Source organism: Arthrobacter halodurans, from assembly GCF_041877255.1.
Classification (GTDB): domain Bacteria; phylum Actinomycetota; class Actinomycetes; order Actinomycetales; family Micrococcaceae; genus Arthrobacter_N; species Arthrobacter_N halodurans.
In genome coordinates, this window is sequence record NZ_JBHDLJ010000005.1 from 200,763 (window position 1) to 226,295 (window position 25,533).

At 71.7% G+C, this 25,533-nt stretch carries 25 protein-coding genes, 1 tRNA gene, 1 other RNA gene and 1 riboswitch; of the genes, 12 read left to right on the forward strand and 15 right to left on the reverse strand.

Features of this window, described 5'->3' with window-relative positions; genetic code table 11:
- Positions 1 to 12 precede the first annotated feature (12 nt).
- The gene (locus ACETWP_RS08640) at positions 13 to 357 is read right to left on the reverse strand and encodes an ArsR/SmtB family transcription factor (protein WP_373971823.1); all 345 of its coding nucleotides are present in this window, start codon (positions 355 to 357) and stop codon (positions 13 to 15) included.
- 2 nt (positions 358 to 359) lie between these two features.
- Positions 360 to 587, reverse strand: coding sequence for a hypothetical protein (locus ACETWP_RS08645; RefSeq protein WP_373971824.1), 228 nt, complete (start codon positions 585 to 587; stop codon positions 360 to 362).
- 171 nt (positions 588 to 758) lie between these two features.
- Positions 759 to 824, forward strand: a riboswitch (guanidine-III (ykkC-III) riboswitch).
- 10 nt (positions 825 to 834) lie between these two features.
- Here ACETWP_RS08645 and ACETWP_RS08650 point away from each other — a divergent pair.
- On the forward strand, positions 835 to 1,149 hold the full coding sequence (locus ACETWP_RS08650; protein ID WP_373971825.1) for a DMT family transporter: 315 nt from the start codon (positions 835 to 837) through the stop codon (positions 1,147 to 1,149).
- A gap of 91 nt (positions 1,150 to 1,240) precedes the next feature.
- On the opposite strand, the gene recR is transcribed toward ACETWP_RS08650, so the two are convergent.
- The 4 genes from recR to ffs form a co-directional block, all read right to left on the reverse strand.
- Positions 1,241 to 1,840: a recombination mediator RecR gene (recR, locus tag ACETWP_RS08655; protein WP_373971826.1), complete on the reverse strand. Its 600-nt coding sequence runs from the start codon at positions 1,838 to 1,840 to the stop codon at positions 1,241 to 1,243.
- A gap of 50 nt (positions 1,841 to 1,890) precedes the next feature.
- The gene (locus ACETWP_RS08660) at positions 1,891 to 5,451 is read right to left on the reverse strand and encodes a DNA polymerase III subunit gamma and tau (protein WP_373971827.1); all 3,561 of its coding nucleotides are present in this window, start codon (positions 5,449 to 5,451) and stop codon (positions 1,891 to 1,893) included.
- 24 nt (positions 5,452 to 5,475) lie between these two features.
- A complete protein-coding gene (gene gluQRS, locus ACETWP_RS08665) occupies positions 5,476 to 6,381 on the reverse strand; it encodes a tRNA glutamyl-Q(34) synthetase GluQRS (protein WP_373971828.1) in 906 nt (301 codons plus the stop codon).
- Positions 6,382 to 6,425: 44 nt separating this feature from the next.
- An RNA gene (gene ffs, locus ACETWP_RS08670) (signal recognition particle sRNA small type) lies at positions 6,426 to 6,522 on the reverse strand.
- Between the two features lie 129 nt (positions 6,523 to 6,651).
- On the opposite strand from ffs, the gene ACETWP_RS08675 reads away from it, so the two are divergent.
- From ACETWP_RS08675 to ACETWP_RS08700, 6 genes are all read left to right on the forward strand, one after another.
- Positions 6,652 to 6,736: transfer RNA gene (locus tag ACETWP_RS08675), tRNA-Ser, on the forward strand.
- 207 nt (positions 6,737 to 6,943) lie between these two features.
- Positions 6,944 to 7,426 (forward strand): glutathione peroxidase, encoded by a 483-nt coding sequence (locus ACETWP_RS08680; RefSeq protein WP_373971829.1) that lies wholly within the window; start codon positions 6,944 to 6,946, stop codon positions 7,424 to 7,426.
- A gap of 404 nt (positions 7,427 to 7,830) precedes the next feature.
- Positions 7,831 to 8,388 carry a hypothetical protein gene (locus ACETWP_RS08685; protein WP_373971830.1) on the forward strand — a complete coding sequence of 186 codons (558 nt, stop codon included), beginning with the start codon at positions 7,831 to 7,833 and terminating at the stop codon, positions 8,386 to 8,388.
- A complete protein-coding gene (locus ACETWP_RS08690; RefSeq protein WP_373971831.1) occupies positions 8,381 to 9,832 on the forward strand; it encodes a multicopper oxidase domain-containing protein in 1,452 nt (483 codons plus the stop codon). The genes ACETWP_RS08685 and ACETWP_RS08690 overlap by 8 nt, the downstream gene beginning before the upstream one ends.
- A gap of 4 nt (positions 9,833 to 9,836) precedes the next feature.
- On the forward strand, positions 9,837 to 11,456 hold the full coding sequence (locus ACETWP_RS08695) for a multicopper oxidase domain-containing protein (RefSeq protein WP_373971832.1): 1,620 nt from the start codon (positions 9,837 to 9,839) through the stop codon (positions 11,454 to 11,456).
- 212 nt (positions 11,457 to 11,668) lie between these two features.
- Positions 11,669 to 12,148 carry a DUF4188 domain-containing protein gene (locus ACETWP_RS08700; protein ID WP_373971833.1) on the forward strand — a complete coding sequence of 160 codons (480 nt, stop codon included), beginning with the start codon at positions 11,669 to 11,671 and terminating at the stop codon, positions 12,146 to 12,148.
- Between the two features lie 69 nt (positions 12,149 to 12,217).
- Here the strand turns inward: ACETWP_RS08700 and ACETWP_RS08705 are convergent, their stop codons facing one another.
- A complete protein-coding gene (locus ACETWP_RS08705; protein ID WP_373971834.1) occupies positions 12,218 to 13,243 on the reverse strand; it encodes an isopenicillin N synthase family dioxygenase in 1,026 nt (341 codons plus the stop codon).
- A gap of 170 nt (positions 13,244 to 13,413) precedes the next feature.
- On the opposite strand from ACETWP_RS08705, the gene ACETWP_RS08710 reads away from it, so the two are divergent.
- Positions 13,414 to 13,713 (forward strand): type II toxin-antitoxin system VapB family antitoxin, encoded by a 300-nt coding sequence (locus ACETWP_RS08710; protein WP_373971835.1) that lies wholly within the window; start codon positions 13,414 to 13,416, stop codon positions 13,711 to 13,713.
- Between the two features lie 4 nt (positions 13,714 to 13,717).
- Positions 13,718 to 14,452, forward strand: a complete 735-nt coding sequence (locus ACETWP_RS08715) for a LytR C-terminal domain-containing protein (RefSeq protein WP_373971836.1) — start codon at positions 13,718 to 13,720, stop codon at positions 14,450 to 14,452.
- A gap of 168 nt (positions 14,453 to 14,620) precedes the next feature.
- Here the strand turns inward: ACETWP_RS08715 and ACETWP_RS08720 are convergent, their stop codons facing one another.
- The 4 genes from ACETWP_RS08720 to aceA all read right to left on the reverse strand — a co-directional run bounded on the left by ACETWP_RS08720 (position 14,621) and on the right by aceA (position 19,253).
- A complete protein-coding gene (locus tag ACETWP_RS08720; protein ID WP_373971837.1) occupies positions 14,621 to 15,331 on the reverse strand; it encodes a DsbA family oxidoreductase in 711 nt (236 codons plus the stop codon).
- A 106-nt stretch (positions 15,332 to 15,437) separates the two neighbouring features.
- A complete protein-coding gene (locus tag ACETWP_RS08725) occupies positions 15,438 to 15,824 on the reverse strand; it encodes a glyoxalase superfamily protein (RefSeq protein ID WP_373971838.1) in 387 nt (128 codons plus the stop codon).
- A gap of 331 nt (positions 15,825 to 16,155) precedes the next feature.
- Positions 16,156 to 17,787 carry a malate synthase A gene (aceB, locus tag ACETWP_RS08730; RefSeq protein ID WP_373971839.1) on the reverse strand — a complete coding sequence of 544 codons (1,632 nt, stop codon included), beginning with the start codon at positions 17,785 to 17,787 and terminating at the stop codon, positions 16,156 to 16,158.
- A gap of 161 nt (positions 17,788 to 17,948) precedes the next feature.
- The gene (gene aceA, locus ACETWP_RS08735; RefSeq protein WP_373971840.1) at positions 17,949 to 19,253 is read right to left on the reverse strand and encodes an isocitrate lyase; all 1,305 of its coding nucleotides are present in this window, start codon (positions 19,251 to 19,253) and stop codon (positions 17,949 to 17,951) included.
- 156 nt (positions 19,254 to 19,409) lie between these two features.
- On the opposite strand from aceA, the gene ACETWP_RS08740 reads away from it, so the two are divergent.
- Positions 19,410 to 20,903, forward strand: a complete 1,494-nt coding sequence (locus ACETWP_RS08740) for a helix-turn-helix domain-containing protein (protein ID WP_373971841.1) — start codon at positions 19,410 to 19,412, stop codon at positions 20,901 to 20,903.
- A gap of 28 nt (positions 20,904 to 20,931) precedes the next feature.
- Here ACETWP_RS08740 and ACETWP_RS08745 read toward each other — a convergent pair whose 3' ends face one another.
- The gene (locus ACETWP_RS08745; RefSeq protein ID WP_373971842.1) at positions 20,932 to 21,564 is read right to left on the reverse strand and encodes a uracil-DNA glycosylase family protein; all 633 of its coding nucleotides are present in this window, start codon (positions 21,562 to 21,564) and stop codon (positions 20,932 to 20,934) included.
- 141 nt (positions 21,565 to 21,705) lie between these two features.
- Between ACETWP_RS08745 and ACETWP_RS08750 the strand changes: the two genes are divergently transcribed.
- A complete protein-coding gene (locus ACETWP_RS08750; protein ID WP_373971843.1) occupies positions 21,706 to 21,927 on the forward strand; it encodes a PLDc N-terminal domain-containing protein in 222 nt (73 codons plus the stop codon).
- 357 nt (positions 21,928 to 22,284) lie between these two features.
- On the opposite strand, the gene ACETWP_RS08755 is transcribed toward ACETWP_RS08750, so the two are convergent.
- Positions 22,285 to 22,737: a hypothetical protein gene (locus tag ACETWP_RS08755; RefSeq protein ID WP_373971844.1), complete on the reverse strand. Its 453-nt coding sequence runs from the start codon at positions 22,735 to 22,737 to the stop codon at positions 22,285 to 22,287.
- 264 nt (positions 22,738 to 23,001) lie between these two features.
- On the opposite strand from ACETWP_RS08755, the gene ACETWP_RS08760 reads away from it, so the two are divergent.
- Positions 23,002 to 23,706, forward strand: coding sequence for a GAF and ANTAR domain-containing protein (locus ACETWP_RS08760; RefSeq protein ID WP_373971845.1), 705 nt, complete (start codon positions 23,002 to 23,004; stop codon positions 23,704 to 23,706).
- Positions 23,707 to 23,721: 15 nt separating this feature from the next.
- On the opposite strand, the gene ACETWP_RS08765 is transcribed toward ACETWP_RS08760, so the two are convergent.
- Complete coding sequence (locus ACETWP_RS08765) at positions 23,722 to 24,567, reverse strand: SDR family oxidoreductase (RefSeq protein WP_373971846.1); 846 nt, start codon at positions 24,565 to 24,567, stop codon at positions 23,722 to 23,724.
- A complete protein-coding gene (locus ACETWP_RS08770) occupies positions 24,564 to 25,493 on the reverse strand; it encodes an aldo/keto reductase (RefSeq protein WP_373971847.1) in 930 nt (309 codons plus the stop codon). The genes ACETWP_RS08765 and ACETWP_RS08770 overlap by 4 nt, the downstream gene beginning before the upstream one ends.
- Positions 25,494 to 25,533 lie beyond the last annotated feature (40 nt).

Here is a 25,533-nt window from a genome sequence, read left to right on the forward strand (position 1 = left end):
GGCAGTTGTCCCTCAGGTGTCCTGCGCCCGTGCGCCGCCCGCTCCGGCGTCGTGCGCCCGGACCTCGGCGAGGACGGTCCCGATGTCCACCGTGAAGGAGAAGGGGAGGAGCCGGTAGGTCTTGACGGCCTTGCCGTCCGGGCCCAGTTCCAGCGTTCCACCGACGTAGCCCGCCTGCTCCAGCTTGGTCAGGTGCAGGTACAGCAGTTGGCGCGACGTTCCCATGCGCCGGGCCAGTTCGCTCACGTGCAGGTCTTCCGTGGCCAGCGCGGCCAGGATGCGCATCCGCGGCGCGCTGGCCACGGCCGCCAGCCGGTCCACGAGCGGGCCGGTTTCCGGCCCTTCCGCGGCTCCCACGGCTAGTTGGGGATGTCGCTGAGCGTCTTCTCGACGCCGGCCACGCGTCGGTCCAGCGAGTCCAGCCGCTCCAGCAGGCGTCGGTTGAGCTCCGCGTTCTCCGCGAGCTGGAGGCTCAGCTCCTCGCCGGGCACGGCGGACCGGCGGTTCGCGAAGATCGTGTTGACGCAGCCGACGATGATCGCGGCGATGGCGATCCAGGCGAACCAGGGTATTCCGAAGTTGTCCACGGTCTTGTCTCCTCAGGGGTAGGTGCCGGCCCAGGCGTCTTGAGCGGGTCACCGCGGATTGTCCGCGGTTACATATGCAAGAATATTATTACATGTGCGTCACCGCGGCAAGGGCCGCGCCCGTCCCCGTGGCCCCGGTTGCCACTGTTCCGCCCGGCGTGAGAACTTGGAGGGGAGCCCGCAATGGGTCTCCCGGACGATGGGTGCCGTACCCGGTGTGCGACAAGACGGCCCGTAGGAGACTGCTATGGCGTGGGTTGTACTCGTTGTTTCCGGCATCCTCGAGGCCGTGTGGGCCACGGCGCTCGGCAAGTCCGAGGGCTTCAGCCGGCTCGCCCCGACGGTGGTCTTCGCCGTCGCGCTGATCCTGAGCATGGCCGGGCTCGCCTACGCGATGCGGGAGCTTCCGGTGGGCACCTCGTACGCCGTGTGGGTCGGTATCGGCGCGGTCCTCACCGTCGTCTACGCGATGGCCACCGGCATGGAGTCCGTGTCCCTGCTCAAGATCCTGTTCCTGGCCATGATCGTCGGCGGTGTGGTCGGCCTCAAGGCACTGCACTAGAAGTCCCCGGCGGCGGGCGGTCCGCCCGGCGCGGTGCCTGCGTCCGCCAGGGTGACGCCAGCCCGGTTCGGCGGCGTCCGTGCGGGACCGCCTAACCGATGGCGCTGCGGCGCCCCTCGAAGGCGCGGCCCAGGGTCACCTCGTCCGCGTACTCGAGGTCGCCGCCCACGGGCAGTCCCGAGGCGAGTCGAGTCACCTTGATGCCGATCGTCTTGAGCATGCGCGCCAGGTAGGTGGCGGTCGCCTCGCCCTCGAGGTTCGGGTCGGTGGCGATGATGACCTCTTCGATCTTGTCGTCGTGCAGACGGCCCAGCAGCTCGCGGATGTGCAGCTGGTCGGGGCCGATCCCGGCGATGGGATTGATGGCCCCGCCGAGCACGTGGTAGCGGCCGCGGAAGGAACGCGTCCGCTCGACGGCCATCACGTCCTTCGACTCCTCGACGACGCACAGGATCGTCTCGTCGCGGCGCTGGTCGCGGCAGATGTTGCACGTCTCCTGCTCGGACACGTTGAAGCAGATCGAGCAGAACTTCACCTTGTCCTTGACCGCGCGGATGGCGGCGGCGAGCCGCTCCATGTCCTCGCGGTCGGCCTCGAGAACGTGGAACGCGATGCGTTGCGCCGATTTGGGGCCGATGCCCGGTAGGCGGCCGAACTCGTCGATCAGATCCTGGACTGCGCCTTCGTACACGAAACCTCACACTGCTGGGAAGGGACTGCGATGACCCGCGGGACGCGGAGTCAGCTCACGGGCGAACCGTCGTGGTTGCGTTCCTCGATGAGGCGTCCGTTTAGGATGCGCTCGATGGCGGGCCGGCCCACTACGCCGGACTCCTCGATCGCGATGTCATCGTCGCTGGGGATGTCCTCAACGTAGTTCGAGTCTACGGCGTTGCCGGGAGGGCGGCCGTACGGTGCGGTCGGCTGCTGGGAGCGCGGCTCGGGGGCACCGGTCTCCCGGGCCTGGTTGAGCAGCTGCTGGTAGCGGCTCATGCGCTTCTGTCCCGTGCCCGGCGGGGCCTCCGCGGGCGCCGGGCGAGCGGGCGCGCCGGGGGCCGCGGTCGGGGAGGAGGCGGTGGCGGCGCCCCCGGGCGGCGGAGCCGCGGGACGCTCGCCCGAGGGCGCCGGGGCTGCGGGACGCTCGCCCGAGGGCGCCGGGGCTGCGGGCCGTCCGTCCGACGGTGCTGGGGCTGCGGGACGTCCGTCCGACGGTGCTGGGGCTGCGGGACGTCCGTCCGACGGTGCCGGGGCTGCGGGACGTCCGTCCGAGGGCGCCGGTGCGGCCGGTGCGTTCGACGGTGCTGGGGCTGCGGGTCCCCGACCCGAGGGCTCCTGTGCCGTCGGGGCGTGCGAGGACCCGGGCGCGGGACGGGCAACGGTGTTCCCGGATTCGTCGGTGGCGGATCCGGAGGGGGAAAGTTCCCAGTCGGGCACGGGGACGTTGTCCGCTCCCCAGTCGTAGCCGCCCTCGTCCTCCGGTTCGGGGCCGAAGTCCGGCTCGGGTCCGAAGTCGGGTTCGCCGGGGCCGGCGGCCGCCGACGTCGATGCGGCCCGGGACCGCCGATCCTGCGGGTTGCCCATCCGTCCGGCGGCGGCGCGGGCGGAGGCCACGGCGGATCGCGGACCTTGAGGCGGCGTTGCCGGCACCGTCGAGGCGGGGGCAGTGGGGGCGGGTGCCGCCGGGGTATCCGGCGTCGCGCGCGACCGCGCCGGCACGGCGGCGGGGCCGGGCGTTGCCGAATCTGCACGCGCGCCCGCGGTCTCCGCGCCGCGGGGCTCGGCTGCCGCGGCCGGTGCGGTGCCCGGTGCGGGAGCGGCCGCCGGTCCGGAGTGGTCCGGACGCGCCGGAGGTGCCGTGTTCGAGGAAGGCGCCTCCGGCGCCTCCGCCGCTGCCGCCGGGGCATTCGTGGCGGACGCCCGCGCGGCCTGCACGGTGGGCGCGGCCGGCGGCGCCACGGCGCGGTTCGCTACGGGAGAGGCGGCCGCCGGCGTGGGCCGGCGTTCAGCTTTTGGGGCCGAACCACCCGCCGGAGCGGAACCCCCGGCGGTGACGACGATCTCGCAATTGACGCCCAAGACCTTGTGGATGCACTGCTTAAGCAGGCCGATGTTCTCGGCCTTGCTCGAGAATGCGTTCATCGGGCCGGGATTCGCGAAGGCGACGGTCAGCGTGCGCCCGTCGTACCCGGCGAGCGACGCGTGCGGCTGGATGGTCAGCCAAACGAACTTCTTCTCAGCCCGCAGCGCGTCCATGATCTCGGGCCAGGCACGGCGGAACATCTCGACGGAACCGGCGCCGGGCGCGGACGCCGTCGGCGCGCCCTGCGCGGGGGCCTGACGGTCGGCCTTTGCGGGGGCCTGACGGTCGGCCTTTGCGGGGGCCTGGCGGTCGTCCTGCGCGCTGGCGGACCGCGGGCCGGAGTCGGCCGGTCCGGCGGCCGGCGGTGCCGCGCGCCGGGCGTCCCCCGTACGCGGGCCGCGTCCGTCATCCGGGCGTTCGGCTTCCTGGTCCTCGGGGCGCGGGGCGGTCGCGGGCTGCCCCGCGCCGGCCGACCGGTCCGCCAGTTCCGGGCCCTCCGAGGGGGCAGGAGCGGCAGGGGCGGTCGGCTTGGGGGCCTCGGGCTCCGGGGTGCGCTCGGGGAAGGCGCCCCACGTGCCGCCCCAGTCGGCCGGGGACTCGTCCTCGACCGCGGGTGCTCGGTGTGAATCGGGTGCCGGAGCGGCCGCGGGCTCGGGGCTTGTCGCGTGGGCGGGGACAGCCGGGCTCTCGGGCGTCGGCGCAACGGTCGCCGCGGCGGCAGGGGCCGAAGGCGCCCCGCCGGTCTGTGCCGCCGGCGCCGGGGCCGGCTCCGCGGCCGGCGCTTCGGCGGGGGCCGGCGCCTCCGCGGCGCGGGGGGCCTCGCGGACGGGCCGCGTCTCCGGGCCCGCGTCGGCGGACACGCCAAGCTGCGCGGGATCGGCGGTATCGGCGGCCTCCGGCGCGGCCCGGTCCTGCTGGCGCGCCGAGCGCAGCGCCTCGCGCACTTGGGCGGCGCCCTGTTCGCGCGGGGACTCGAAGCCGCGCGCGGCGGCGGCGCCGTCGTCCTGGTCCCCGGCGGTCCGGGTGCCGGAATCCGGCCCGCCGGCGGGCACGTCGCCCGCGTAGGCGAGCCGACGCTCGATCCGGTCCAGCCGGGCATTGATCCCGCGCTCCGTGGCGTCGGCGGCGGGCAGCAGCAAACGGGCGCACAGGAGCTCGAGGTGCAGGCGGGGGCTGGTCGCGCCCGTCATCTCCGTGAGGGCGTGGTTGGTGACGTCGGCGGACCGGCTGAGCTCGCCCTGGCCGAGCTGGGCGGACTGCTGGCGCATCCGGTTGAGCTGGTCCTCGGGCAGCCCGCGGATGATCTGGCCGGCGCTGTCCGGCATGGCCTTGACGATGATCAGGTCGCGGAAGCGCTCCAACAGGTCCTCGACGAAGCGGCGCGGATCGTGCCCCGTCTGGATCACGCGGTCCACGGCGCCGAAGACGACGGACGCGTCCTGCGCGGCGATGGCGTCGACGACGTCGTCGAGCAGCGTGGCATGGGTGTAGCCGAGCAGCGAGACGGCGAGCTCGTAGTCCAGCCCGGCCGGCCCCGCGCCGGCGATGAGCTGGTCGAGCACTGACAGGGAGTCCCGGACGGAACCGGCGCCCGCGCGCACCACGAGGGAGAGGACGCCCGGGGCCACCGCCACGCCCTCGGACCCGCTCAGCTTCTCCAGGTACGCCATGAGCGGCTCGGGCGGGACCAGGCGGAAGGGATAGTGGTGCGTGCGCGAACGGATGGTGCCGATGACCTTGTCCGGCTCGGTCGTCGCGAAGATGAACTTGATGTGCTCCGGCGGCTCCTCGACGATCTTCAGGAGCGCGTTGAAGCCGGCCGAGGTCACCATGTGGGCCTCGTCGATGATGAAGATCTTGTAGCGGTCGCGGACCGGCGCGAATGTGGCGCGCTCGCGGAGGTCGCGCGCGTCGTCGACGCCGCCGTGGCTGGCGGCGTCGATCTCGATGACGTCCAGCGATCCCGGGCCGCCGGTCGCCAGCTCGACGCAGCTGTCGCAGGTCCCGCACGGCGTGTCGGTGGGACCCTGCGCGCAGTTCAGGCAGCGGGCCAGGATGCGGGCGGACGTGGTCTTGCCGCAGCCGCGCGGGCCGGAGAACAGGTACGCGTGGTTGACGCGGTTCTTCTCCAGGGCCGCCATCAACGGCGTGGTGACGTGCTCTTGTCCGATCACGTCCGCAAAAGCATCGGGGCGGTAGCGACGGTAAAGGGCTGTACTCACAACCTGCACCCTATCTGTAGTGGCCTAGTCATCGCATCCCGCATCGGCTGCTGTGAGGGGGGAGTAGATCCATGGTTCGCGGGGCATCCGCGCGGGGTCGAAGGCCGCCAGCGCGGCCGCGAGCGAGGCCTCGGGAAGGCCGAGCGAGCGCAGCAGCAGCTGCCGCACCCTGGCCGGCGCGATGCCGTCGCGCTCCAAGGCCGCGAGGGTCACCGAGCCGTCCCGTTTGGCCAGGCGCCGGCCCTCGCGATTGAGGACCAGTGGCACGTGGGCGTACTGCGGGACACCCGTGCCGAGGAGCGTCGCGAGGTACGCCTGGCGCGGGGCGGAGCTGAGCAGGTCGTCCCCGCGGACCACCTGGTCGATGCCCTGCAGCGCGTCGTCGACGACGACGGCGAGGTTGTAGGCGGGGACGCCGTCGTTGCGCACCGCCACGAAGTCGTCCACGACCCCGGTGTACTCGCCGTGGAGCACATCGGTCACCGTGAAGCTCCCGACGCCGGAGCGCAGCCGCAGGGCGGCCGGGCGCCCGGCGCGCCGCCCGGCCCGCTCGGCGTCGGAGAGGTTCCTGCAGGTCCCGGGGTAGGCGCCGGGGGCGGCGTGCGGAGCGGAGGGGGCCTCGGCGATGTCGCGCCGCGTGCAGTAGCACTCATAGAGCAGGCCGCGGGAGCGCAGCGTGGAAACGGCGTCGTGGAAGCCGTCCAGCCGGTCCGTCTGGCGCTCCACGGCGCCGTCCCAGTCCAGCCCGACGGCGGCGAGGTCGCGCAGTTGCGCGTCCTCGGCCCCGGCGCGCGCCCGGTCGAGGTCCTCGATCCGCAGGAGGAAGGACCGCCGCGTGGAGCGGGCAAAGAGCCAGGCGAGGACGGCGGTGCGCAGGTTTCCCACGTGCAGTTCGCCGGAGGGGCTGGGGGCGAAGCGTCCTGCGCCCATGGTCCGCCTCCTCCGCGCGCCCGGCGGGTGGGCCGGGACAGAAAGTTAAAGGCCCCCCATGCACCTGCCAGAGCCCGTCTACCCTTGCTACCTTCCGGTCCTGGGGGAGTTCGACAGGATGACACCACATGAGGGGCCGTCGAAAAGTCTACCCGATGTCCGGAGCGTCCGCCGCCGCGCACAGCGGCCCGCCCGCACACGCCCCAGACGGCCCGATTCGGCAGGGACGGAAATGTCCGCTACTCTGGAGGCTGCTCTTTTGAGCGATCTGGAGGATTCGCCTAGCGGCCTATGGCGCACGCCTGGAACGCGTGTTGGGTTCACGCCCTCGGGGGTTCAAATCCCCCATCCTCCGCGGATCGGAAAAGGTCCCGCCCTCGTGGCGGGGCCTTTTTCGTTAAAGGCTCTCGTTGATGACTCTCGTTATCGGAGCCCGGGCCGGGGTGGCCGCCCGTGAAGCTGGCGAGGCGCCCGCGATGCTGGTGCTGCCGACGGGAAACCCGGACCGGCCGCGCTGGAACCTAGACTGGCAAGGACCGATTCCCGCCGGATGGAGACCCCCATGACCGACCTGCACCAGATCCCCCTGACCCTGAACGACGGCACCGAGGCCACCCTCGGCGAGCGTTTTCCCGGGAAGGCGGTGCTCGTGGTGAACGTCGCGTCCAAGTGCGGCCTGACGCCGCAATACGAGGGTCTCGAGGCGCTCTACCGCGACCACAAGGACCTCGGACTGGAAATCATCGGGGTGCCCTGCAACCAGTTCATGGGACAGGAGCCGGGCAGCGACGCCGAGATTGAGGAGTTCTGCCAGCTGAACTATGGAGTCACCTTCCCGCTCGCGGCAAAGACCGACGTCAACGGCGAGAACGCCCACCCCCTGTACCGGGAATTGACGGCGTATCCGAGCGGCGAGATCGAGGACGTGGCCTGGAACTTCGAGAAGTTCCTCATCGACGGCAACGGCGAGATCGTCGCGCGCTTCGGACCGAAGACCGATCCCCAGTCGGCGGAGATCGTCGCCGCCGTGCGCGCGGCCCTCTAGGAGCATTCCGCGGTCCCCGCCTCCGCCTCGCCCTGACCCGCATCGGCCCACGTCAGGCCGTCTGCGCCCGGGAGCCACGGTGCGCTCGCGTGCCGGACGCGACGATGTGGCGGCGCCCCCGCGCGCCCGGTGCCGCGGCGCCGTCGTGCGGACGAGCCCCTCCGGCGCGGGTTCCGGCGGTTATTCAAGGCACTGCGCAAATCCCTTTACAGCCATTTTACAGCCATGCATACTGATCGCGTTGGGCGTTGGGGAACACCCGCACATGCTGGGGGCAGTCGGGTCCGTCCTTTGATGCTGGGGCATCTCGGAGGAAGTTGGGGTAGATCGTGCGGACATCTTGGGGAAGGCCTGTGGTTCGTGGCGCGGCGGAGTCCGGGTCGGCGGCGGAGGAACAGTTCACATTGTCTCGCAGGCGGTTCAGCCTGGTCATGGGTTCGGCGGTCGTGGTCGGTGCGGGAGGCCTGAGTGCCATGGCCGTCGGGCTGTCGGCGTCCGGCCCCCCGGGGACCACGAGCATCCCCACGAGCTTTGGGCAGGTGCGCGTCACCAGCGCGCAACGGCAGTCCCGGCTCTCCGGCGAGGCCGGCGCCGCACACGGCGGCCACCGGATGGCGGGCAGCTCGTCGCCGCAGCCGGTCAACATGACCTACGGCGACCATCTGGTGCTGCGGGTCGACGCGGTGAACGAGTCCGACGACGACGTCCTCTTCTCGCCCGGCCAGATCCGGGTCCGGCCGGACAGCCAGCCGTGGCTGGTGGTGAACCGGGGCTCCGACCTGCCGGCCGGCGCGCTGCCGGCCGGGGGCCGCGCCAGCGCGAGCATCAGTTTCCTGGTCCCCTCAGACGCCGCGCGTTTCAGCGTCCAGTTCGACGACATGGCGCCGGGTTCTCCCCCCTTGGACCTGCCGCTGCCGGCGGTCGCGTGGCGGCCCGGATACCTGGAGGCGGATCATGCGTGAGCCGACCGAGAACACGGAACACGCCGTGCCCGCCGCCCCGGCCGCGGAGGCGCCCGGGCGGCGGCCCATCCCGCGCGCCGACGCGCTGAGGCTCGGGGCGGTGGCCGGCGTCGCGGCCGTCGCGGCGTTCGCCGCGGCCCCCGCGGCCGCGGCCGCGCCCCTGCGGGCGGCGTCGCCCGTCCGGGCGGCGACCCGCGTGCCCGCGGCGGCCGTGCCGCTGCCCGGAGTCCTGGACCTCTACATCAACGAGGGCTACGCGAGGATGGTCGACGACTCGCTCGTCTACCAGCGGGGCTTCGGTGACGCGCCGACCGCGCGGAACGCGGCATCGCCGTCGTTGCGGATCCGGCCGAGGGTCTTCACGCGCGACGGGCAGGTCGTGACGTCGCGGACCTATCCGCTCGGCGCGCCCGTCCCCGCGAACGGCACGCCGCTGCCGCTCGGACCGGACGCCGCCAACGTGGGCCAGTTCATGATCCGGCGCAACTACTGGGCCAGCTACTTCCCGGCCCGCACGATGATCGCCGAGACCGGCTCTACGGTCCGGCTGCGGGTCTTCAATCGGCTGAACGGCCCGCACGAGCTGGCGATCGCCGGCGCGGGGTCCGGCGGGGGCGACCTCACGACCGGCGAGATCCCCCCGGGCGGGGAGGCCACGCTCGAGTTCGATGCCCCGGCGGCGGGGACGTACGTCTACTACGATCCGACCAACGAGCCCGTGCAGCGGGCGCTGGGGCTGTTCGGCTGCCTGGTCGTCATGGATCCGGACGACGCCTGGAAGGTGGCGCCGGACCAGGCAGGCTTCGAGCGGCAGTGGCTGTGGGTGACACACGCGGTGGATCCCGGATGGGGGGACATCGAGGCCGCCGGGGGGACGGTGGATCCGGAGGTCACTCCCGCGGTGCCGCGCTATTTCCTCCTCAACGACCGCAGCGGCTACGAGGCGCTGGCCCACTCGCCGAGCCGCGCCATCAACCTCGCGGCCCACGAGGAGTCCCTGGTCTCCGGCTATCCGCGGCAGATCGACATCCGCCAGTTCGGCGAGGACATCGACGCGGGCACCATCCGGGCCGGCCAGCTGGTGCGGCTCGTCAATCCGGGGCTCGTCTACCACCAGATCCACTTCCACGGGAACCACCTGTGGACCGTGCGGCGCAACAACCGCGAGTGGCCGCGCGAGTTCGGCGTCGTGGACGACGACGGACACGTGGTGCTCCAGCAGTGGGAGGACGTGGTCGAGCTCGAACCCATGGACCGCAAGGACTGCATCATCCCGATGAAGCGGCCGCCGGACGCCACCGACCAGGTGTGGGCGAACCGCACGACCGCGTGGAAGTACCCGATGCACTGCCACGCCGAGCCGTCGCAGACCGCCGCCGGCGGAATGTATCCGGGTGGCCTCGTGGCGCACTGGGAACTCAAGTCGATGGCAACGGAGGACTAGGACCATGAGCACACCAGTGAGGGGCGTGGCGGGACGGGCGCCTGCCGGCCGGTATCCCGCACGGAAGGCCGAGGAAAAAGCCGCCAAGGCGAGCGCGGCTGCGGCGAAGAAGATCCGGGAGGCGGAGGAGAAGGCGGCCAAGAAGGCCCGGGAGGCGGCCGAGAAGGCGGCCAAGAAGGCCCGGGAGGCGGCCGAGAAGGCCGCCAAGGAGGCGGCCGAGCGGGCGAAGAAGGAGCGGGAGGCGGCGGAGAGGGCCAAAAAGAAGCCGACGAAGTCGCCCAAACCGACGAAGTCGCCGACGCGGCCGCCCACCGGCCCGACGTCGTCCGCCCCGCCCAGCAGCAGCGCGCCGGCCACGACTAGCGCGCCGGCCACCACGAGCGCGCCGACGACATCGGTGCCGGCGTCGCCGAGCGACTCCTCGGGTCCGGCGTCGACGAGCGCCCCCGCGAGTTCGTCGTCGTCCGCCCCGTCGACCACCGCGTCGCCCACCGGCCCGCCGGACGACGACGGCGAGGAGCGCGACTACGACTCGCAGGCCGACTTCGCGTCGCACCAGCTGCAGCAGGACAGCCCGCCGACGGAGTTCCGCGAGGAGCCCCAGTACGAGGTGGAGCTCGGCGTGTCCAGCCGCGATCTGGTGTTCCCTGACGGCGCCGAGTTCGAGATGTGGGTCTTCGACAACGACGCGTCGGGCCGAGGTTTCCCGGGTCCCACGCTGCGGCCGCGGGAGGACGAGATCTTCCACGCGACCGTCGAGCCGAGCATGGGCCCGCACACCATCCACTGGCACGGCATGGAGCCGGATCCGCGGAACGACGGCGTCGGGCACACGTCGTTCGAGATCGACGACGTCTACACGTACCAGTGGAAGGCGGAGCGCGGACGTGTCGGCGACCCGAACTACGGCGCCGCGGGGACCTACTTCTACCACTGCCACGTCAACACGCCGCTCCACGCCCAGATGGGTTTGCTCGGCCCGCTCATCATCGATCCCATCGTCCTGCCGGACTTCCCGGTGCCGGCGGGGATGCGGCGGGCCTTCGCCGACGGACCGCTGTACGACGCGGCCACGGAGTCCCTGGTGATGCCGTTCTCGGTGGATCCGCGGTGGCACACGCTGAACCACGCCGCCGGGCTCTCGGGGGAGGACGTGGGGCTCAACCGCTTCGAACCCACGAACTTCTACATCACCGGGGGCGTGCTGGACGATCGCGTGGAACGGGACGAGGCGGTGTGGGCGCCGACGCAGCTGCCGATCGCCGTCGAGGGCGACGGGCGGGCGCCGACGCTGATGCGCCTCCTGGATGGCAACTACCTGCCGAACCGCGTGCGGTTCTTCGCGCCGGACGGTTCGGCGGCGCGCATCGCCGAGCTCATCTCCCACGACGGCCGGCCGTTCCGCCACACCGCGGTTCCCGGCGCGCCGGCCATACCGACGAGCATGCACGAGGATCCGCGGGCGCGGCTGATCACCCACGTCATCGCCATGGGCGCGGCCGAGCGCTACGACATACTGCTCCGGCCGGAGGTCGCCGGTGAGTACACCATGACGATCGAGTGGTTCCACTGGATCACCGGGAGAATGCTGGCCCGGCGCTCCGTGCCGCTGATCGCGTCCTGACCGCGTGTCGCCGCGCCGGGGTCCCGGCGTGGCGGCCCGGCGGCCCGGCGTCGTGCCGGATGTACTGGCGGCGGCCCGGCGTCGTGCCGTGCAGTTCAGCGGCATGCCGCGGGTCTTGCCACACGGCCGCCGGTGCGCGACGGTGTTCCTAGCGTGATGTTCCGCGACGCGGTCAGCGGCGTCGCCGGACGCTTCCGGAAAGGGGGCGCACCATGCCGCAGCGGGTTTCCCGGGGTCGCTTCACGGCGGCTCCGCAGGGCTCCACGGTGACGGTTTTCCTGATCGGGATGCGCGCCAACCGGTGGTGGAAGGTCGGCGCTGTCGCCCGCACGGCGGCCGCCATGCCGCGGATGCTGCGCCACCTGGCGCGGGACCCCGGGGCGGGTCTGCTGGGCGCCCACTCGTGGTTCGGGCGAACCACCCTCCTGCTCAGCTACTGGGAAAGCCCCGAGCATCTGCAGCGTTTCGCCGCGGACCGCGACGCCCCGCACCTCGAGGCGTGGCGCCGCTTCATGCGCGAGACGGCCGGCAGCGGGGACGTCGGCGTATGGCACGAGACCTACCAGGTCCCCGTGGCGGACCTGGAGTCGGTGTACAGCGACATGCCGCCCTTCGGACTGGCCGCCGCGACGCGCCGGGTCCGGATCGGCCCCGGGAGGCAGACAGCCCGCCAGCGGATGCGGCGGGACTAGCGGCCCCGGCTTCGCCCGTCTCGGCTCCTCGCTCGGCAGGCTCCGTGCCCGCCGCCCGGTGATCCGCGGCTACTTGGACAGCTGAGGGTAGTGGATCTCCGCCGTTTCCGGGTGCGCTCGCAGCCAGCCCTTGAGCACGTTGGCACCGTAGGAGGCCAGCATGGGGTTCGACGGGTCGTCCGAGGCGCCCCGGGCGTCCGCGGCGAGCTCCGGCGGCAGGGGCACGGGGTCGATCACCGCATCCAGGCGCGGGGACCAGAAGAACGGTACCGAGTAGCGGTCGACGCCGGCCGGCGGCGCCGTGACCCGGTGGATGGTGGCCATCAGGTAGCCGTTCGTGGCGACCTCGAGCATTTCGCCGAGGTTCACCACCAGGGCGCCCTCGATCGGCTCGACCGTGATCCACTCGTCCTGCCCGTAGGGCTTGACCTCGAGCCCGCCGACCAGGTCCTGGAGCAGGAGCGTGACGAAGCCGTAGTCCGCGTGCGCCCCGACGCCCTGGTTGCCGGCCTCCGGCACCTGGCCGCCGCCGACGTAGTGCACCAGCTTGCCCATCCACGCGGGCGCGGATTCGAAGGGCTCGGCGAAGTAGTCCTCCGGCAGGCCGAGCGAGACGGAGATCGCCGCCAGCAGGTCCGCGCCGACCCGCGACATCAGCCCCGCCCACTCCATCGCGACGCGCTCCAGGTCCGGGAAGGACTCGGGCCACTGGTTGGGTCCCTGCAGGTTCAGGTAGGGGCGGTCCTCGGGGACCTCCGCCAGCGGGGCCCGCTCCGGGCCGAAGTCGATCTGCTCACGCGAGTCCGCGCGTCCCCGGGTGATCTCCTTGCCCAGGCGCGTGTACCCGCGGAACTGGGGGGAGCTGCGGTTGTCCAGTCGGAGCCGCTCCTCGAGGGGCAGGCGGAAGAACCGGGCGATTGTGTCCAGCAGCTCCCGCGCCTGCCCGTCGCCGGCGCCGTAGCCGGTGATCTGGAAGAACCCGACGTTGTGCGTCGCGTCGCGCAGGGCGGCGATGAAGTCGGGGTCGAAGCTGCCGTCCGCCGTCCGCGCGGCGGACATGTCCAGAACGGGAACGGAGGTGCGAACTGTAGTCATGACTCAACGGTAGGCCCGCATGACGGACCCCGAACAGCCATTGTGACGCGCCGTTCCGTCACATGACGGCCTGTTGCGGAGGGCTTGACAGGGGATTGGCCGGGCCCGCCACGGCCGGCGTTCACGCACCGGTCGTTTTATGTTCGGCCCCGGTTCCCTAAGCTGGGGAGGTGATCTTCAAATCCGTCGGCGAAGCCCGGCCGTACCCCGACCATGGACACGTGACGCCGAAGGACTGGGCCGACGTCGCCCCGCGCCAGGTCCGCCTGGACGAATTGGTGACCGTGAAGAGCACCCTGGACCTCGCTGCGCTGCTGGCCGAAGACTCCACCTTCTTCGGCGATCTGTTCCCGCACGTCGTCCAGTGGCGCGGCACGCAGTACCTGGAGGACGGGCTGCACCGCGCGGTGCGCACCGCGCTGCACCAGCGGTCGGTCATGCACGCGCGCGTGTTGGTCCTGAAGGACTAGCGCCGTGGTCCAGGGAACCAAGCGGAGCGATCCGCGGGACTGGCACGGCCACCGGATCGTCACGGAGGACGACCTGGTCCGCAGCTTCGACGACAGGGATCCCGCGCACGCCGACCATCGGCGCCGCCGCAACAAGCGGCTGCGGCACGGCATCGTCCTGGTCCTGCTGTTGGGACTGGTCGCCACGGCCGTCGTGGGGGCTTATCTGGTGATGACCCGCCAACTCGTGATCCCGGCCTGGGAACCGAAGCCGGAGGTCGCCGCCGCCCCCGACCTGGAGCCCGCGTGTCCCCGCGACGTCTTGGCCTACGTTGAGCCGGCCGGCGTCACCGTCAACGTCTACAACGCGACGCGGATCCCCGGCCTCGCGGGCGCCGCCGCCAACAGGCTGGAGAAGCGGGGCTTCAAGATCGGCGAAATCGGCAACAAAACGCTGAACGATCCCGACATCGTCGCCGCCGTGGTTTCCGGTCCCGAAGGCCGCGCCCACGCCATGAGCGTGCAACGCCACATCAAGGGGACCGAATTCGTCAAGGATCCCGAGCGCGGCTCCGCGACCGTGGACCTCGTGGTCGGCCAGAAGTTCGGCTCGTTCGTCGAGACCACCAAGGTCGTCACGAAGGACGGCCGCCTCAGCTGCCCGCGCGCCACGGCCGAGGAAAAGGCCGCGGGCGAGGCGGCGGGGTCTTCCGGGGCGCCGGCCGCGTCCAGGCCCGCCCGGGAGGCGGAGGGCGGCTAGCGCCTCCCGCGGCGTCGGCCAGCCCGATCCGCGGCGGAGGGCACCCGGCTCTACTCGCGGCGGAGGGAGTGGTCAGCCCGATCGCGACGGACGGAGTGGTCCGTGTCGTCCGGTCCCGGGCAAGCCGCGGCGCAGGTCCCGGAGAGGGCCGCGTCGCCCTGCCGCGACTCAAGCGCAGCCGTCGGGTCCGCAGGCGGCCCCGTCGGACGCGGCCACGCGCTCGAGAGGATGCGCCTCCGTCCACGCCGCGGTCAATGCGTCGGCGAAGACCTCCGGCGGCTGCGCGCCCGAGATCCCGTACTTCATCCCGAGGACGAAGAACGGCACGCCGGTGATGCCCAGCGCGCGGGCCTGTTCGACGTCGGCCTCGACGTCCGCGGCGTGTGCGTCGCCGTCGAGCACGCGCACGACGTCGTCGTCCGGCAGCCCGACCTGACAGCCCAAGGCGCGCAGGGTTGCGCGGTCGCCGGTGTCGAGCCCGCGCTCGAAGTGCGCGGAGAGCAGCGCCTCCTTGAGCTCGCCCGCCCGCCCGTGCGCCTTGGCGAGGTGCAGGAGTCGGTGCGCGGTCAGGCTGTTGGCGACCTTGAGGTTCCCGAAGTCGTAGTCCAGCCCGACGCCGGCCGCCTGTTCCGTGACGTGGGCCAACATCTCCTCTACCCGTTCCGGCGCGAGCCCCTTGACTGTGGCGAGATAGTCCAGTTCGGTGCCGTCGTAGTGCTCGGGCAGCGAGGGGTCCAGCTGGTAGCTGTGCCATACGACGTCGACCCCGTCCCGGAAGGGGAGGCCGGCGAGGGCCTGCTCGAAACGGCGTTTGCCGATGAAGCACCAGGGGCAGGCGATGTCGGACCAGATGTCGACGGTGAGGCGGGACTGAGTCATGGAAGCTTCAACCTTGGCCTAGACGGGCCTATTCCCCTCGGACCCGTCCGGACCCCGAAGACCCCTCGGACCCCTGCTGACCCGTGCAAATGCCTCCACGCGCGGTTCACTCAGCGGCGGCGCCGGCCTTCGGTGGCAACTGCTGCAGCGCCCACGTGTTGCCGTCCGGATCCGCGAAGTACAGGAACCGTCCCCAGGGTTGCTCGTCGACGTCCCCGACCTCCACGCCGCGGGAGAGGAGTTCCTCGCGCGCCGCGTCGGCGTCGTCGATGACCAGCTGGAGGCCCCGCTGCGAGCCGGGCGCCATGTCGGTGATGCCCTCGCCGATGACGACGGAGCAGGCCGAACCGGATGGTGTCAGCTGTACGAACCGCAACTCGGTCGAGACCCGGTGGTCGTGGTCGGCGTTGAAACCCACCTGTCCCACATAGAAGTTCTTCGCCCGGTCGACGTCGGTCACGGGCACGGGTACGAGCTCCAGTTTCATGTCCATGCGGGACACGGTAGACCGGCGACGAGGCGGAGGATAGGCCGCGGGCTCCCGAGGCGTGCTTAAGTCGGGGAGCGTCGGGACACGGAGGGACGCTCCCCGGGTCGTGGGTCGATTGCGGGCGGCTTGGCGTGCGCAAGTCGGGGAGCGTCGGGTCACGGAGGGACGCTCCCCGGGAAGCGCCGCCTCTGGAGGGCCCGGAGGGTGCGCAAGCCGGGGAGCGTCGGGTCACGGAGGGACGCTCCCCGGGAAGTGCCGTCTCTGGAGGGCCCAGAGGGTGCGCAAGCCGGGGAGCGTCCGATGAGGGGGAGCGTCCGATGGTGGAAGAAGCGGATCAGGCGCTCAGGGACTCCTTCGACTCGCAGAGGAAGCGCTCGTACGCCGGAACCGTCAGGAACTCCGGGAACTCGTCGCGGAGCGCGCACTCCTCGAAGATCTCGCGCGCGTCCTCGAAGCGGTCGCCCTCGAAGCGCTCCATCCGCGAGAACTCCTCGTCCACCAGGTCCTCCACCCAGCCGCGGGTGACGAGCTCGCCCTCGTCGGTCACGGCGGACTGGTGGATCCACTGCCAGATCTGGGAACGGGAGATCTCCGCCGTCGCGGCGTCCTCCATCAGGTTCTGCAGGGCGACCGCGCCGTTGCCGCGCAGCCAGGACTCGATGTAGCGGATGCCGATCTCGATGTTGGCCCGGATGCCGCCCTCGGTGATCAGGCCCGGCGTCCCGGCGATGTCCAGCAGCGAGCGGTCGTCGGGAACGACGTCCTCGCGCTGGCGGTCCAGCTGGTTCGGCCGGGAGCCGAGCACCGAGTCGAACACCTCGCGGGCCACGGGGACCAGGTCCGGGTGCGCGACCCAAGAGCCGTCGAAGCCGTCGTTGGCCTCGCGGGTCTTGTCCGCGGTGACCTTCTCGAACGCGACCGTGTTGGCCGCCTCGTCGCGCCGGTTCGGGATGAAGGCGGACATGCCCCCGATGGCCATCGCCCCGCGCCGGTGGCAGGCGCGGACCAGCTGCTCGGTGTAGGAGCGCATGAACGGCGCCGTCATCGTGACCATCGCACGGTCCGGGAGCACGAAGCGCGGGCCGCGGGAGCGGAAGTTCTTGATGACCGAGAAGATGTAGTCCCAGCGCCCGGCGTTCAGGCCGGCCGCGTGGTCCCGCAGCTCGTAGAGGATCTCCTCCATCTCGAACGCGGCGGTGATCGTCTCGATCAGCACGGTGGCGCGGATGGTGCCCTGCGGGATCCCCAGCAGGTCCTGCGCCAGCACGAACACGTCGTTCCAGAGGCGGGCCTCCAGGTGGCTCTCGGTCTTCGGCAGGTAGAAGTACGGGCCGCGTCCCTGCGAGATCAGCCGCTGCGCGTTGTGGAAGAAGTACAGGCCGAAGTCCACCAGCGCCCCGGAGACGGGCTCGCCGCCGACCAGCAGGTGCTTCTCCGGCAGGTGCCAGCCGCGGGGGCGGACCACGATGGTCGGCAGGTCCGTCAGCCGGCTCCCGGTGAGCCGGTACTCCTTGCCCTCCGGCGAGGTGAAGTCGATCCTGCGGTCCAGCACGGCCCGGAGGTTCAGCTGCCCGGAGACGACGTTGCGCCACGTCGGGGTGGAGGAGTCCTCCATGTCGGCGAGCCACACCTTCGCCCCGGAGTTCAGCGCGTTGATGGTCATCTTGCGGTCGGTGGGGCCGGTGATCTCGACTCGGCGGTCCTCCAGGCCCGGGGCGATCGGCGCCACGCGCCAGCTCGGGTCCTCGCGGATGGAGCGGGTCTCCTCCAGGAAGCGCGGATCCCGACCCTGGGCGATGTCGTTGCGCCGGGTTTCGCGGGCCCGGACCAGTTCGCGCCGCCGGCCGTCGAACGTCTTGTGGAGCTTCGCCAGGAAGTCCAGGGCCTGCGGGGTCAGGATCTCCTCCTGCCGGCAGATCGGCGACGCGGTCAGGGTGATGCCGTTGAGGGTGATGGGATCGTTCATGGCTGAAACTCCTTGTCGAATTCTGGGGGTGCGACGGCGGTGCGTGCGCGGTGCCGCGGTGGCCGGATCCCGCTCCGCGCCCCGGCCGGGGCCGGAGGCGCGGAGCGGGATCCGCTGCGTGCGTGGCGGAGGCGGCGGGCCGCCGTCGTCCGTGGTGCTCGTTAGTGGAACTGGCCCTCTTCGGTGGATCCCACGAGGGCGAGGGTGCTGCCGCCCGGGTTGAGGGTGGTGGCGATCTTGTCGAAGTAGCCGGTGCCGACTTCGCGCTGGTGGCGGGTGGCGGTGTAGCCGCGGGACTCGGAGGCGAACTCGCGCTCCTGCAGCTCCACGTAGGCGCTCATGCCGGACTCGGCGTAGCCCTGGGCGAGGTCGAACATCGAGTGGTTGAGGGCGTGGAAGCCGGCCAGCGTGATGAACTGGAAGGTGAAGCCCATGGCGCCGAGCTCGCGCTGGAACTTGGCGATCGTGGCGTCGTCGAGGTGCTTCTTCCAGTTGAACGACGGCGAGCAGTTGTAGGAGAGCATCTGGTCCGGGAACTCGGACTTGACGGACTCCGCGAACTTGCGGGCCAGCTCCAGGTCCGGTGTGCCCGTCTCCATCCAGATGAGGTCGGAGTAGGGCGCGTAGGCCTTGGCGCGGGCGATGCAGGGCTCGATCCCGTTGCGGACCTTGTAGAAGCCCTCCGCGGTGCGCTCGCCGGTGGTGAACTCCTGGTCGCGCGGGTCGACGTCGGAGGTGATCAGGGTGGCCGCCTCGGCGTCGGTGCGGGCGATGACCACCGACGGCGTGCCGGCGACGTCGGCTGCGAGGCGGGCCGCGTTGAGCGTGCGCACGTGCTGCTGGGTGGGGATGAGGACCTTGCCGCCGAGGTGGCCGCACTTCTTCTCCGAGGCCAGCTGGTCCTCCCAGTGCACGCCCGCGGCGCCGGCGGCGATCATCGACTTCATCAGCTCGTAGGCGTTCAGCGGCCCGCCGAAGCCGGCCTCCGCGTCGGCGACGATTGGGACCATCCAGTCCTCGACGGTCTGGATGTCCTCGGAGAACTCGATCTGGTCGGCGCGCAGCAGGGCGTTGTTGATGCGGCGGACGACCTGCGGGACCGAGTTGGCCGGGTACAGCGACTGGTCCGGGTAGGTCTGCCCGGAGAGGTTGGCGTCGGCGGCGACCTGCCAGCCGGAGAGGTAGATGGCGCGCAGCCCGGCCTTGACCTGCTGGACGGCCTGGTTGCCGGTGAGGGCGCCGAGGGCGTTGGTGTAGCCGCCGGTCTTGGCCTCCTCGGTCAGCTGGTTCCACAGCTTCTCGGAGCCGCGGCGGGCCAGGGTGTGCTCCTCCTGGACCCGGCCCTGGAGGCGGACGACGTCGGAGGCTGAGTAGTCGCGGGTGGTGCCGGCCCAGCGCGGGTTGGCCTTCCACTCCAGCTCCAGGGCCTCTTCGCGGTCCGCGGTGGGGTTCTGGTTCTCGGTCATCGTGATCTCCTCGTGTTCTCGTCGGGCTGTTCGGCCGGGCGACGGTGCCCGGTTCTCCGGCGAAGTTCTTCGTAGAAACAACGTTCCGGCACTTCTCGACCACAAACTAGGGGTCAAGCATGGAAAGATTCGCGATTCTTCGCGTAAGCTTAAGAAATGCCCACATCGAGTTGGAACAGGCCCCGCAAGTCACCCTCGTCGGCGGCGTCCGCCGGCGGCGCCGACCTGGACGTGATCGCGCTCGGCCGCCGCGTGCGCCACCTGCGCAAGGCCAAGGGGCTGACGCTGGACGGGCTGGGGGAGGCGGTGGGGACCGCGCCCTCGCAGCTGTCCCTCATCGAGAACGGCAAGCGCGAGCCGAAGCTCAGCATGCTCCGCCAGCTCGCCGCCGCGCTCGGGACCAGCCTGGACGAGCTGCTCGGGGCGGAGCCGCCGAGCCGCCGGGCCGCGCTGGAGATCGAGCTGGAGCGGGCCCAGCGCGGGCCCCTGTACGGGTCGCTCGGGCTGCCGAAGGTCCGCGTCTCCTCGCGGCTGTCCATGGAGGTGCTCGAATCGCTCGTGGGCCTGCAGAACGAGCTGGAGCGCCGGCTCGACGAGCAGGCGGCGACCCCGGAGGAGGCCCGCCGCGCGAACACGGAGATCCGCGGCGAGATGCGCGAGAAGAACAACTACTACGCGGAGCTCGAGCGCCAGGCGCAGGAGCTGCTCGACGCCGTCGGGCACCGCTCCGGCCCGCTCTCGCACCACGTCGCCGCGGACATCGCCGAGCACCTCGGCTTCGGCCTGCGGTTCGTGGGGGACCTGCCGCACTCCACGCGCTCCGTGACGGACCTGAAGAACCGCAGAATCTACCTGACCCAGTCCCGGCGCGAGGACCACGACGCCCGGTCGGTGCTGCTGCAGGCCGTGGGCCACTACGTGCTGGGGCACCAGACGCCGGCCGACTACTCGGAGTTCCTCCGCCAGCGGGTCTACACGAACTACTTCGCGGCGGCCCTCCTGATGCCCGAGCGCTCGACGGTCGAGTTCCTGGCGCAGGCCAAGAACGCGAAGGAGCTGGCCATCGAGGACCTGCGCGACGCGTACGCGGTCTCCTACGAGTCGGCGGCGCACCGCTTCACGAACCTCGCCACGGAGCACCTGGGCATCACCACGCACTTCCAGAAGGTCCACGAGTCGGGGATCATCCACAAGGCCTACGAGAACGACGGCGTCAACTTCCCCGCCGACCACACCGGCGCCATCGAGGGCCAGCCGGTGTGCCGGTACTGGACCAGCCGGGAGGTGTTCGATGTCGAGGACAAGTTCCGCGCCTACAACCAGTACACCGACACCGCCGTGGGGACCTTCTGGTGCACCGCGCGCACGGAGCGCCACTCCTCGGGGACGTACTCGCTGAGCATCGGCGTCCCGTTCCAGCACGTGAAGTGGTTCCGCGGCCGCGACACCACGGAGCGGTCCACGTCGCGGTGCCCCGACGAGTCGTGCTGCCGGCGTCCGCCGGCGGACCTGGCGGTGCGGTGGGCCGGCAACGCGTGGCCCGCGGCGCGGGCGAACTCGCACCTGCTGGCGGCCATGCCGCCGGGCGCCTTCCCCGGCGTCGACGAGACCGAGGTCTACCAGTTCCTGCAGGCGCACGCCGACCGCTAGCCCCGGCGGCGGTTCCGGGGGAGCGGGGCTACCTGCCCTTGGAGGGGAGCCCGACCCCGCCCATCGCGTCCGCGTACGCCGCCACCATCTCGTCGAACTTCCGGCTCTTGTGGGCGGCCGATCCCACGGAGCCCATGGGGCCGGGGGAGTCCACCTTGTAGACCTTGATGACGCGCTCGCTGAGGATGCGGTCGCCGCCGGCCTTCGCGAACGCGGCCATGACCTTGTGCGCGCCGCTGCCGTGCGCGACGACGGCGGAGGCCCGGTAGACGATCTCCAGGAACTGGCGCAGCGGCCTGATGCCGTCGTGGACCTGCTCGGGCGTGAGGACGAGCTTCTGGCCCTCCGGCAGCTGCCAGGGGTAGGCGTTCCACGGGATCCCGTGCCGGGGCTGCAGCCCGGCGGCGTCGTAGACCTCCGCGAGGCGTTCGGCCGTGTCGTCGTCGTTCTCGAGGGACAGGAAGCCGGAGGCCGTGCCCGCGCCGGGGGCGATCAGGAGGCTGATGATGCGCGCCTCGTCCACGTCGTGCACCGGGTCCACGAACGGCACCGGGGATTCGGGCCGCTTCTCGCGCAGCTGGAGGCAGAGCTCCGTGACGGGAGCGATGTTCTCGTCGTGGATCCTGGCCAACTGCGCCTGCTGGTAATCGGTCGAGTCCATCTTCCGCATCGTTCACTCCAAGTGCCTCGCTGAGTATCCGTTGCTTCGACTCTATCCCCCTGCGGAGGCCCGGCGCTGGTCTTCCCGGTGCCGGGGGCGCATCCTACGATGGAAACACCACACCGATCGGAGAGGTCCGCCATGAACGCGAAGCAGAAGTGGAACGACCTGAGCAAGCCGCAGAAGACCCGCATCATCGTGCTGTCGGCCGTGCAGGTGGCCCTCCAGAGCGCTGCCCTGAAGGACCTCGTGAACCGCCCGGCGCACCTGGTCCGCGGCCCGAAGACCGCGTGGGTCGCCGCGACGTTCGTGAACTTCGCCGGGCCGATCGCCTACTTCCTGGTGGGCCGCCGCACGGCCTGAGGGCCACCGCCCCCAAGAGCGGTGGTCTCCAGGCCGGGCGACCTCCCCAACGGTCGCGGTCCCGGCCGTCGCGCGGGGATCCGTCGTGTGGGATCCCGTGCGGCCCGGGTCGGCAGGGCGGATCCCGCCCCCGGCGCGGGCCACGTGGGATCATTCGCAACCGGGGGCGTCTACGGATTGCCCGCGGCCGCGTGACGTGCGGCACGGGCGCGGCTGGGCGCAGGCGTGGGCCGGATCCCGCCGCGGGGCGGGACCCCGCCCACGGCGCCGATCTGGGCCGGACGGACGACTGGACACCCCCCAAGAAGATGTCCAGATCGTGGTGCGGCGACGAGTGCGCCCGCGGGGAGCCGCCGCTTAGGAGACCAGTTCGCCCACCCGGGCGGTCCGGCGCCTGGCGCGGGCCGCGGCCGTCGTCGGGCCGGCGTCCCGCCGGACGGGCCGGGGCGCGTAGGCGGAGGTTTCCGCGGACGCGGCGACGGCGAGGCCCGCGTACGTCCGCGCCAGCGCGGGGCAGTCGGGCAGCAGCGCCGGCATGCGCAGGACGATCGGCGGCGGGGAGGGAATCGGGTCGAGCGAGAGGCCCTCGGAGTCGGCGAACTGCTGCAGCGTCTCGACCGCGGGGTGATCGATGTGCTTCGCGCCGGCGAGGTCGACGGTCACGCGGAGGCCGGGAATGATGGCCCGCGTCCGCCGGATGAGCGGTACCAGGGCGGGAACGTTGGCTTCGGTCAGGCAGCCGCTGACGACGACGACGGCCGAGCGGGGATCGAGGTCGAGTCGAACGAGGACATTGAGTCGATGGTTCACGTATAGCTCCCACGTCATAGTGCAGTGTGGTGGGCCGCTCCTTGACCGCCATTCAACTGTAAAACGGATGGATGAAGTTTGTGAAGCCCCCGTAGCCAATTCGTTGGATTGACTGCCTCACATTCCGCGGCGTGTTGGGGTAACCTCGGTGAAACGGCTGGTATCATCACCGCGCTTCTGGGGCTGATGTTGCGGCCGTGGCGTTAAGGGCTTGTCGAATTCCTGGCGGGCCACAAGTCGATAGTTAGGCTGTCGGGCGGGCACGTGGACACCTATCTGGATCTCATTCTGAACAGCGGGGATGTCGAGGAGTTCCTGGCGGACCTCGCCCGCCACACCGTGAGCGTCGTGGCCCCGCCCGGTGCCGAGGTGCTTTGCGGCATCACCCTCCTGCGGGACAATAACGCCGACACGATCGCGAGCAGCAGCGACCGGGCCCGCCTGATGGACGAGATCCAGTACCGCTACGGCGACGGGCCGTGCCTGCGCGCCGTGCGGACCAACGTGCCGGTGCTGATCCCCGACCTCCAGGCGGAGACGCGGTGGCCGGAGTACACGTCCGTGGTGGCCGCGCAGGGGCTCACGTCCATCCTCGCCGTGCCGCTGGCGCTGGAGGGCGACGCCGTGGCGGGGCTCAACCTGTACGCGGGCAGGCTCGGCGTGTTCGACGAGGACGCCGTCCGCGCCGTCCAGCGCGTGGCGTCCCACGCGTCCAAGGCCCTGCGGCTCGCCGTGCGGATGGCCCTGCACCGCGAGGAGGCCGAGGGCAGGAAGGCGGCCATGGAGTCCCGGACGATCATCGACATGGCGGTCGGCGTGCTGATCGGTCAGAACCGCTGCTCGCAGGAGGACGCGGTGCAGATCATGAAGCGGGCGGCCAGCCACCGCAACCTCAAGCTGCGGGACATCGCCACGCAGATCGTTTTCTCGGCCTCCGGGGCCCCGCCGACCACGCACTTCCACGTGTAGGGCCCCGCGCGGCACCTACGGGTGCCGGATCCCCTCGCCCGCCAGCACTGACCGGTATCCCTCGCGGAACGTGGGGAAGGCGAACCCGAATCCGGTCGCCCGCAGCCGCGCGTTCGACAGCCGGCGGTTCCCGCCGCGCGCCGCCGGGGCCCCGCCCGTCGGCGGCTCCCCGCGGCCCAGCTCGGCGGCGAGGAACCGCAGGACGTCGCCGAGCTCGGCCGGTTCGTCGTCGACGCCGACGTAGACCGGCTCCGGTTCCGGCACCGCGGTGGCGAGGTGCACGATGGCCGCGGCGGCGTCGTCGCGGTGGATGCGGTTCGTGGGGTGCGGGCCGGAGGGCACGACGGCGGTGCCGCCGAGCACGGCATCGACGAGCCGGGTGCGTCCCGGGCCGTAGATCCCGGCCAGGCGCAGGACGATGCCGTCCGGCCGGCGCGCGTGCAGCAGCTCCTCGGCCTCGCGGATGACCGCGCCCGTGGCGCTGGCCGGCGCCGTCGGCGTCAGCTCGTCGACGAGCTCGCCGTCCGAGTCCCCGTAGACCGCCGTCGAGGAAACGAACAGGATGCGGCGCGGCGTGACGCCGTCGCGCTCCAGGGCGTCGAGCAGCCGGGCCAGCCCGTCGACGTAGGTGGCGCGGTACTGCTCCTCGCTGCGCCCGGACGCGGCGGGCGTGAAGACGACCGTCTCCGTGTCCGCGGGCACCTCCGGCAGGTCGCCCGTGAGGTCAGCGGCGACACCGCGGATGAAGGCGGGCAGGCGATCCGGCCGCCGCCGCCACCCGGTGACCGCGTGCCCGGCCGCCGCGAAGCGCAGTCCCGCCTCGGTGCCGAGGTCGCCGCAGCCGGCGATCAGGACGCTCATCGTCCGCCGTCCCGGGTCCGCGCGGCCTCCGCGGCGGCGCGACCGGCCTCGTCGAGTTCCGCGAACGTCACGTCGTCGAGGTGCAGTGCGGCGGCGGCCATGTTGTCCTCCAGGTGGTCGACGGATCCGGTGCCCGGGATCGGCATCATGACCGGCGAGCGGCGCAGGAGCCAGGCCAGCGCAATCACGGAGGCGGTGGCCCCCAGCCGGGCGGCGGCCCGGTCCACGGGCCCGCCCGTCCGCGCCAGCTCGCCCGCCGACATGGGCGCCCAGGGGATGAAGCCGATGCCCCGCTCCCCGCAGAACTCCAGCACGTCCTCGGCGGAGCGGTCGGTGAGGTTGTAGCGGTTCTGCACGGTGGACACGGTGAAGTGCCGCGAGGCCGCCTCGATCTCCTCCACGGAGACCTGCGACAGCCCCAACGCGCGGACCTTCCCCTCGGCCTGCAGCGCGGCCAGCTCGGCGAACTGCTCGTCGCGGTCCACCTTCGGGTCGATCCGGTGCAGCTGCAGCAGGTCCAGGGTCTCCACCCCGAGCTTGCGCAGGCTCAGCTCGGCCTGCTGCCGCAGGTACTCGGGCCGGCCGACCGGGATCCAGCGGTTCGGTCCCTGGCGCGTGAAACCGGCCTTGGTCGCCACGCGGACGCCCTCGGGGTACGGATGCAGCGCCTCGGCGATGATCCGCTCGCTGACGTCCGGGCCGTAGGAGTCCGCGGTGTCGATGAAGTCGACCCCGAGCTCGACCGCCCGGCGGACGACGGCGACGGCGCGCGCCGGGTCGCGGGGCTCGCCCCAGACGCCGTCCCCGACGATGCGCATGGCGCCGAATCCGAGGCGGTGGACCGTGCCGAGATCCTTGAGGTCGATGGTCGCGGTGGCGGCCGCGGCCGTGGGCATGGGCGTGGACGGTTCGCTGGTGTGCGTCATGTTCGGGCCAACACGGCGCCCACCGGGGTTATTCCGCGGC